Source organism: Phytoactinopolyspora endophytica (genome assembly GCF_004138495.1).
Lineage (GTDB): Bacteria > Actinomycetota > Actinomycetes > Jiangellales > Jiangellaceae > Phytoactinopolyspora > Phytoactinopolyspora endophytica.
Genome location: NZ_ML142849.1, coordinates 763,449 through 771,387, shown reverse-complemented (window position 1 = coordinate 771,387; position 7,939 = coordinate 763,449). Strand labels below are relative to the sequence as shown.

The following is a 7,939-nucleotide window of genomic DNA, read 5'->3' as shown; positions in this document are numbered from 1 at the left end:
GGGTTCATGTGGCGGTGGCCGGCGATGCGATCGTGGGCGTATCCCAGACGGGCGAGTTCGCCGGTGAGCAGGTGATCTGGAAGCTCTATATCGCGCCGGACCTCCGGGGCCGTTCGCTCGGTGTCGAGTTGCTCCGCCACGCCATCGGTGCGCTTCCCGCCGGGACTGATCACGTCCTCGTCGAGCATTTCGCCGGCAATACGCGCGCGGGCACGTTCTACGAGCGCGAGGGGTTCACGGTGGTCAACACCGAGCCGGCAAGTTCCGGCGATCCGAATGCCGCGATCGTCTGGCGCCGGCTGGAGCTGGGCGGCTGAGTCACTCCAGCCTCGTTCCGTGCGGCGCCACGGTCCCGTCGAGGCAGGCGTCTCCTGGCTGTCTTGTCTTCGATCGTGTCGGGTGGCGCTGCTGCACGCATCGCCCCGACATGCTCGCCTCTTGGCAAAACCCGAGCGTGCGGTCGTCGTCGTTCCTTACCAGGTTGTGGCCAGCCATACCGTCACGGCGGCCAGAGCGATCAGTGTGATGTTGAGTCCGATCTCCTTGACTTCGCCGCGGGAGAGGTGCAGTGCTGTCGCGAGTACCTGGAGGACGACGAATCCGATGGCGGCCACTATGGCGAGCACCGGCGCGATGCCGGTCAGTGGTGGCAGGGTCAAGCCGGTGACGCCGAGGATCTCGATGACGCCGATGCTGCGGACGAGCCACATCGGGATGGTGTCGACCCAGCCCATCATGGGTGCCAGCTGGTCCTGGCTCTGAACCACCTTCTTGCCGCCGGCATACAGGAAGAAGACTCCCAGCAGCCCGGCGACGATCCAGTATGCGATCTCCATGACGGCCTCTTCTCGATAGTTACGACTTGTAAGCAAGCACATGATGAGTGACAATCGGAGCCGATACAAAAGGCACACGTGTGTGCGTTGCTGACAAGGGCGTGTCTATGTCGCAGTACGAGAGGGCCTGTTTGATCCGGGGCGATGGCGGTCGTGCGATCCGCAGGCTCCTGGAGCGGATCGGAAACAAATGGACACTCTTGGTGGTCGCGACGCTGCACGAGCAGCGCATGCGCTTCTCCGAGTTGCAGCAGCGTGTTCCCGGTATTTCACAGCGGATGCTGACCTTGACCTTGCAGCACCTCGAGCGCGACGGTCTCGTGTCGCGGACGGCGTATGCCGAGGTGCCGCCCCGCGTCGAGTACGAGCTCACCGACGTCGGCTGCACGTTGATCGACCCTGCCGTGCGGCTGGCCGAGTGGGCGGTCGAGCACAACCCCGACATCGATCGAAGCCAGCAGCTGTACGACGCGCGGAAACCGTCGGATCGCTAGGCCTGCGGGGAGTCGCGGGCAGCGTCGTCGATCGTGCCTTCTGCAGCTTGAGCGCTGCGGTGATGGCTGGGCTGGGCGAGGTAGGTAGGTCTCCCTGGGTGTCGACTTCAGCAGACGTCTGGCCCCTTCGCGCCTGAAATTCGCTGGAGCGAACAAGGACTTTGTGAATCGAAATGACCGCCTTGCTGGTAGCGTCGCAAGTCGGATTTGTGTGCATCGCGAAGTTCGTATGAGGCTTGCGGTTCGACCCGAGAGGTCGAGTACGCATCCGAGGAAATTGCTGGGCGCTGGCGTGGACGTTGCGTTGCGAAGGGGCGATGGGGAGAAGATGAAGGCGTCGGAAACCAAGCTGTTGGACTTGCTGGCCAAGGGAAGCCAGTTCGTGATTCCCATATACCAGCGTACGTACTCGTGGACGGAAGATGAGTGCTCTCAGCTGTGGTCGGACATCGTTCGCGCCGGCAGCGACGACGAACTGAACGCACACTTCATCGGGTCGATCGTTCATGTTGAGAAAGGACTGTCGAATCTAACGTCGCAGGAGCCGAACCTGGTCATCGATGGTCAGCAACGTCTCACCACGGTGAGCTTGGTGGTCGCGGCGTTGGCTGAGGTCCTTGGGAACGTCCCGGATGGCGAACGTGAACCGCTCGATGGGTTCTCGCCGAAGAAGCTACGCAACCGGTACCTTGTCAACAACGATGAAGAGGGCGACAGGTTCTACAAACTGCTGTTGTCGCAGACCGACAAAGACACTCTCATGGCCATCGTGAGCAGGGCAGAACTGCCGCGTGACTCTTCCGAGCGTGTCGAGACGAACTTCGCCTTCTTCCGATCCAGGCTGGTACAGCCCGACGTCGACCTAGGCGTCGTGTGCCGAGGGTTGGCCAAGCTCGTGGTTGTGGACATCCGACTGGATCGGACGCATGACAGTCCTCAGCTGATCTTCGAGTCGATGAACTCCACCGGCCGGAAGCTGTCGCAGGCTGACCTGATCCGCAACTTCGTCCTGATGGGCCTGGAGCCGTCCGCTCAGGAGCGTCTCTACAAGCAGTACTGGCGACCGATGGAGGTCGACTTCGGTCAAGCGGCGTACGAGAGTCAGTTCGACGAGTTCGTCAGGCACTACCTCACGGTGGTCACTGGCGAGATCCCACGCTTGCGAGACATCTACGACGCGTTCAAGGCTTACGCCGGGCGGCTCAACAGTGATGGCCACTCGGTGGAGCGCCTGGTAAACGAGCTGCGTGACTACTCGCGTCGTTACTGTGCGGTGGCGCTTGGTCACGAGGAGAACCCCGAGTTGGCCGCGGCGTTCCAAGATTTACGGGAGATCAGGGCCGACGTTGTTTATCCGTTCCTGCTGGAGCTCTACACCGACTACGACCAGGAGATCTTGACGGCTGCGGAGCTGAGCCAGATCGTGCAGATAGTGACGTCGTACATCTTCCGCCGCGCTGTGTGCCGGATCCCGACCAACTCGCTGAACACCACCTTCAGCACGTTCACCAGGTACATACGCAAGGACCGGTACGTCGACTTCGTGACAGCACATTTCCTCAGCATGAGGAGCTACCGTGCCTTCCCGACGGACGAAGAGTTCGGCAATGCGCTTCGGACCAATGACCTCTACAACTTCAAGCGACGCTCGTACTTCCTCCGGCGCATGGAGAACCACGGCCGCAAGGAGACGGTCTCTATTGAGGACTACACGATTGAGCACATACTCCCGCAGAACGACAACCTGTCGCAGCACTGGCGCGACGCTCTCGGTGACGACTGGGAGGAAACACAGGCACGCTACCTGCACACGCTCGGCAACCTGACCCTGACCGGCTATAACGCTGAGTACAGTGACCATCCGTTCCCGAAGAAGCGGGATATGGAAGGCGGGTTCAAGGACAGCCCTCTTCGTCTGAACAGAGGGCTTGGCACGATCGAGCAGTGGAATGCCGCTGCGATTGAGGAACGGGGAGCCCGCCTGGCTGCCGAAGCGATCAAAATCTGGCCACGGCCGAGCCTGTCAACCGTCGAGCGCTCCGAGTTGCGGGAACCACGCCTGCAAACCGCCTACTCCATCGAAGACCACTCGTACCTGCTGTCGCCCACACGCCGCGCGTTGTTCGAGAAGTTCCGCGCTGAGGTCCTCGCCTTCGATCCGTCGGTGACCGAGGAGTTCCTGAAGAACTACGTCGCCTACAAGGCTGTCACGAACTTCGTTGACGTCGTCCCGCAAGTCGCGCGCCTGCGGCTGTCGCTGAACATGCCATTCGATGCCCTGCATGATGACCGCCACGAGGCGTGGGATGTTACCGGCAGAGGGCAGTGGGGCAACGGCGATGCGCAAGTCGGTCTGGCCGAGAACACGGACTTCAGTTACGTCATTGGCCTGGTGCGTCAGGCATACGAGTACCAGATCGGTGAGTAAGGGCCTTCTGCTCTGGGTCCGTGTTGAGTGTGAGGCTGGAGCTGCCGGATCCCGCCTGGGCGACGGCGACCGAACCGTGCCGTACACGGGCATTATGCGGCGTATCGGGAGTCCGATCCTGAACTGCGAGGAAGTCGAGGTAGCGCTGTGCGAGGCGTTCGCGGTCAGGGTGGTCGCGTCGTCGTGAGGGGGTCGTGATGCGTTCCCCATGCATGTCTTGCAGACCGTGCAGCAGCATTGGCCCCCCGGATTGCCGGAGCAGCGAGGCGTCCAGTCGGACCTCAAGATCGCGCGTGATGCCGAGCAGGTTGTGATCGTAAGCAGTATGGTGCAGCTTGCAGAGACTAAGCCCGTTCTGCACGACGGGCTGCCCGAGCTCGTGACGGTCAGGCAGGATGTGTGCCGCATCCAGGAGTAGCGGGACGTTGAGCTCGCAGATTGCGCACTGCATCCCGTAGGCGTGGATGACGCGGGCGCGGAACTCTCGTTGGTGGAGCCGTTGCTTGACGACTCGTTCGGAGTACGTGCGTTCGGCTGTGGTCGGGTTGAGCGGGTCGGCGATGAGCCGAAGGCTGTCGTCGAGCGCGAGGACGAACTCCCGGGCGTCGCGGTCGTCGTCGATCACATACACGGGGAAATACGGACGTAGAGACGAGGCTCGATCTTTCTAAGCCAAATGATTGGAAGCCCGAGCTCCTTGGCCTTGCGCAGTTTGGTGTTGTCCCCTTCCGGCGATCCCGCGCGGTACGAATACCGCACGTATCCACCTCGGACTTGGCGATCCTCGTAATCGCCGTCGGGGGAACTGACGATGGACAGCGTGGCGGCGAGGTGGCGCGGGTTCCAGATTCCGCGTGAGGCATCGATCAGGCGCCGGGTCTGGCCGTCTCCGAATCGGAAGGCGCTCAACTCGGCACGGGTAAGGAAGTCACCGTTCACCTTGGTGCGCTCCTCGAGCGCGTGCATAATCTGCTCTCGCAACGCTCGTTCATTGGCTATCTCCGCCTGCTCCGCCACGTTGCACACTGTCCCACAGCACTATGGTGCGGTCCAGAGCGATAGACTAGCCGTTGAGGGCATGCATCCCGACGACCAGATCGGTGATCTCCTTGACCGGCGGTGGACGTGATCTACGAGGGGTCAAACCTGGCGCTGTGTGAGCCACTCCTTGCGTGTGATCTCGTACAAGACCTCGCCGTGCTCCGTGCCGGGCAGGGGGTCGTCGAAGTCCACATGGAAGGTCTTGACGTAGCGCAGCCCACTCTTCTCCATCACGCGCCGCGAACCGGTGTTCACGAACATGGTCTCAGCGGTGATGCGCTCGGCACCGAGGTTCGTGAACGCGTGGTCGATCAGGGCACGTGAGCCTTCGGTTGCGAGGCCCTGACCCCATGCGCCGTTGCGGAGTCGGTAACCGAGCTCTGGCGCCTCGGGGCCGTCTGACTTGACGCTCAGCTCGAACCACCCGACGAAACGTCCCTCGCGATCCGCGGCGATGAACCTGCCGTGCTCCGGATATGTCTCGGAGACGGCGACCAGATCGGCCACCTCCTGGACTACCTGCTCGCGCGTCGGCGGTGTCCTAGCCAGGAAGCGCATCACGCCGTCGTCGGTATTGAGTGTGACGAGGTTGTCGACGTCATCCAATGTCAGTCGCCGCAGCTGAAGCCGTTCGGTCTGGAGGTAGATCATCGACACAATCATCAGTGTAGGGGCCTGCGGCATCGGCCTGCGCAACTCAGCGGTCGGGGGCGCCTAAGCCTTGCTGGCTGTCCGCCGGCGCCGGAGAAGACGAGAAATGTGGTGTGTACCCACAGCTGCTATGTGCCGCGTCCTGCCCCCTGCGTTCCATGATCGTCCGGTTTGGGGCATGCGTCAGAATTGATCACCATGAGCCAAATGAGGGCACGCCGTGAGTCGATCGTGAGGGATGAACGCACCCTTGGAGATGTGGTGCGGAACAAGAGATTGCGGCGCGGGTTGGAACAGAATGACGTGGCGCGCCTGGCCGGCATCGACGTGGCGGCGGTCCGGTGCGTTGAGCAGGACACCGGGACGTTGGAAGGGGTGCGCGCGGTCTTGACTGCGCTGCGCATCCCTTACCGCGACCGCGACACGTCCTACCCAGCGCGCGACAGGTAACGTCCCCACTGGTCGAGGGGTGCTCTCCGCGTCGTGCGGAGAGCACCCCGTTATGGCCGTGGCTATCCAGCGATGAGGTCGATTCGTTTGCGAACCTCGTCGGGAGCTCGATGCTCGGAAAGTGACAGTGCCCTGGACGGGCACAAGGCCACGGCTTCCCGGACCGCGTCGATGTCTACCGGACTGTCGCGCTCGGTGACGAGCTGAACGCGCCCGTCCTCGTCGTGGTCGAAGAGCCCCGGCGCTGCATGCACGCACATGCCGGAGCCAATGCAACGGCCTCGTTGGGCTTTGATCTCCATGGTGCCTCCCAAGAGCTGCCCAGCTCCGTATGCCGTCGACGGGGGAGTTGTACAAGCTGCCCGTGCTACGCGCGTTACCTGGGGAACGGCGGCGGCCGGAGGAGGTGTCTTACTGTGGTCTCAAGAACAATGAAATAGCTCATTTGAAGATAGCCTGTAATGGGCTAGCCGTCTAGAGCACGCGCAGTGGTGCGTAGCGTGAGGTTGCCAGTTGCGGTGAGGTGGGCCCAGCGCTTGAGAAGCGCTAACTACTGCCGCGGTCGCCGTTGGCCAGCCAGGGCGAAACGATCACCCGCATGCCGAGTGTGGGGCGAGCACGTGATTCCGTGCGTGTAACGGCGAGTGTTTTTATGAGATAACAATCTCGTTTTGCAGGTCGCAACCAGACGCGATCGGCGGTAGCTTGTGTAGTCAACCTGGTGGCGCACCGTGTGGGCGCCACATGGGTGCGTGGAAGGAGGGTCCTCATGCGGGTTGAGCATCTGGCATTTGGTGCCAGGCACGTGTACGTCGCCCATGACCGAGGGGTTGGCCTGCTCTTTGACGAGGCGGGTGCCCTTGCGGACTGGGAGTGGAGCGCAGCGCACGACTGGATGGCCGGGTCGGGCTGGCGCGTTGTCGAAAGCGATAACGAGGAGGCCCGCGTCCGAGTAGGTGACCACGGCGGTGTCCCCGCTTTCCTGATGGGGCGCGATGGGCGCGACCCCGACGGTCACGCCCTCCGGGCTATTGCCGCTCATGTGGGTGTCGATCTCGCTCCTGAGTTCACCGCCCAACTTCAGCCTGGCTGAGGAGGCGATGGACACACACGCGCCGCAGCTGCCGGGCTCCGGTCGCCCTCGGCTTGACCTGCCGCCTGGAGAGGGGTGAGTCTGATAGAGGAGGATGCTCGCATGTCGACCGCAGGCCACACCCTCGTCCGAGCCGGTGAAGGAGCCCGCGCGGACCTCCAGAGCCTCGGCAACCGGTACCTCGTCGAGTCGGACGAGCTCACGGTGATCGAGCACACTCTCGCCCCGCGGGTGCTCGCCGCGCCGATTCACACGCACCGGCACGAGGACGAGTACTCGTTCGTCCTCAGCGGGCGGATAGGTGTGCAGATCGGCGACGAGACGTTTGACGCCGGGCCAGGTGACCTCGTGCTTAAGCCCCGCGGCATCCCGCACACCTTCTGGAACGCCAGCGACGAGGAAACCCGCGTGCTCGAGATGATCTCGCCCGGCCGGTTCGGGCAGTACTTCCGTCAGCTCGTGCCGCTGTTCCAGCCGGAGCCTGATGTCCCGGCCCTGGTGGCGCTGGCAGCACAGTACGGGCTGTCCATGGACATGGACTCGATTGGCCCGCTGATTGAGCGACACCATCTCACGCTCTGATGCCGCCATCGTGGCTCGCTGGCGCGCCGCGACCGTGATTCCCTGTGCTACATCGGACAGCGCCTCCGGCTTCGGGGGTCTCGACCGGAGGCGCCGCCACCAGTGTTGAACACGGCCCCGAGGTGGGTGAGGCCGCGAGATGGAAGATACAGCACCAGCGAGCACTTTGTGAACCCCGTGTTTCATGTCGAGAAGCTGGAAGGTTTCTGCGGTGTGAAGACGTCACCGATGAGCCGGCGAGACTCCTGAGCGTGCGTTGACCGAAGGGCCGGGATGACGTAACTCGCCGCCGCAGCTGGGCGTCGACGTTGGTCTGCAGGGGGTCAGCCGGACTGCATGATGTGTTCGCGTTTGGGCCAATGTG

At 62.8% G+C, this 7,939-nt stretch carries 11 protein-coding genes; 6 read left to right on the top strand and 5 right to left on the bottom strand.

Annotated features, from left to right (window positions below; translation table 11 throughout):
- The coding region (locus ELR45_RS36635; RefSeq protein WP_205855767.1) for a GNAT family N-acetyltransferase at positions 1 to 317 on the top strand (317 nt) is incomplete at its 5' end.
- 156 nt (positions 318 to 473) lie between these two features.
- On the opposite strand, the gene ELR45_RS03355 is transcribed toward ELR45_RS36635, so the two are convergent.
- Positions 474 to 836 (bottom strand): DoxX family protein, encoded by a 363-nt coding sequence (locus ELR45_RS03355; protein WP_129663351.1) that lies wholly within the window; start codon positions 834 to 836, stop codon positions 474 to 476.
- Positions 837 to 943: 107 nt separating this feature from the next.
- Here ELR45_RS03355 and ELR45_RS03350 point away from each other — a divergent pair, with 107 nt between their 5' ends.
- Both ELR45_RS03350 and ELR45_RS03345 read left to right on the top strand, forming a co-directional pair.
- Positions 944 to 1,330 carry a winged helix-turn-helix transcriptional regulator gene (locus ELR45_RS03350; RefSeq protein WP_129663349.1) on the top strand — a complete coding sequence of 129 codons (387 nt, stop codon included), beginning with the start codon at positions 944 to 946 and terminating at the stop codon, positions 1,328 to 1,330.
- 328 nt (positions 1,331 to 1,658) lie between these two features.
- Positions 1,659 to 3,758 carry a DUF262 and DUF1524 domain-containing protein gene (locus ELR45_RS03345; RefSeq protein WP_129663347.1) on the top strand — a complete coding sequence of 700 codons (2,100 nt, stop codon included), beginning with the start codon at positions 1,659 to 1,661 and terminating at the stop codon, positions 3,756 to 3,758.
- Here the strand turns inward: ELR45_RS03345 and ELR45_RS03340 are convergent.
- The 3 genes from ELR45_RS03340 to ELR45_RS03330 all read right to left on the bottom strand — a co-directional run bounded on the left by ELR45_RS03340 (position 3,712) and on the right by ELR45_RS03330 (position 5,450).
- A complete protein-coding gene (locus ELR45_RS03340; protein WP_129663345.1) occupies positions 3,712 to 4,389 on the bottom strand; it encodes an HNH endonuclease in 678 nt (225 codons plus the stop codon). The genes ELR45_RS03345 and ELR45_RS03340 overlap by 47 nt on opposite strands.
- Positions 4,380 to 4,775, bottom strand: a complete 396-nt coding sequence (locus ELR45_RS03335) for a hypothetical protein (RefSeq protein WP_129663343.1) — start codon at positions 4,773 to 4,775, stop codon at positions 4,380 to 4,382. Before ELR45_RS03335 ends, ELR45_RS03340 begins: the two co-directional genes overlap by 10 nt.
- A 123-nt stretch (positions 4,776 to 4,898) precedes the next feature.
- Complete coding sequence (locus ELR45_RS03330) at positions 4,899 to 5,450, bottom strand: GNAT family N-acetyltransferase (RefSeq protein WP_129663500.1); 552 nt, start codon at positions 5,448 to 5,450, stop codon at positions 4,899 to 4,901.
- Between the two features lie 198 nt (positions 5,451 to 5,648).
- Between ELR45_RS03330 and ELR45_RS03325 the strand changes: the two genes are divergently transcribed.
- On the top strand, positions 5,649 to 5,900 hold the full coding sequence (locus ELR45_RS03325) for a helix-turn-helix domain-containing protein (RefSeq protein WP_165367433.1): 252 nt from the start codon (positions 5,649 to 5,651) through the stop codon (positions 5,898 to 5,900).
- 62 nt (positions 5,901 to 5,962) lie between these two features.
- Here the strand turns inward: ELR45_RS03325 and ELR45_RS42450 are convergent, their stop codons facing one another.
- Positions 5,963 to 6,202 carry a ferredoxin gene (locus ELR45_RS42450; RefSeq protein WP_129663339.1) on the bottom strand — a complete coding sequence of 80 codons (240 nt, stop codon included), beginning with the start codon at positions 6,200 to 6,202 and terminating at the stop codon, positions 5,963 to 5,965.
- Positions 6,203 to 6,669: 467 nt separating this feature from the next.
- On the opposite strand from ELR45_RS42450, the gene ELR45_RS03315 reads away from it, so the two are divergent.
- Positions 6,670 to 6,993 carry a hypothetical protein gene (locus tag ELR45_RS03315; RefSeq protein WP_129663337.1) on the top strand — a complete coding sequence of 108 codons (324 nt, stop codon included), beginning with the start codon at positions 6,670 to 6,672 and terminating at the stop codon, positions 6,991 to 6,993.
- 102 nt (positions 6,994 to 7,095) lie between these two features.
- A complete protein-coding gene (locus ELR45_RS03310; protein WP_129663335.1) occupies positions 7,096 to 7,575 on the top strand; it encodes a cupin domain-containing protein in 480 nt (159 codons plus the stop codon).
- The last annotated feature ends 364 nt before the right edge of the window (positions 7,576 to 7,939 follow it).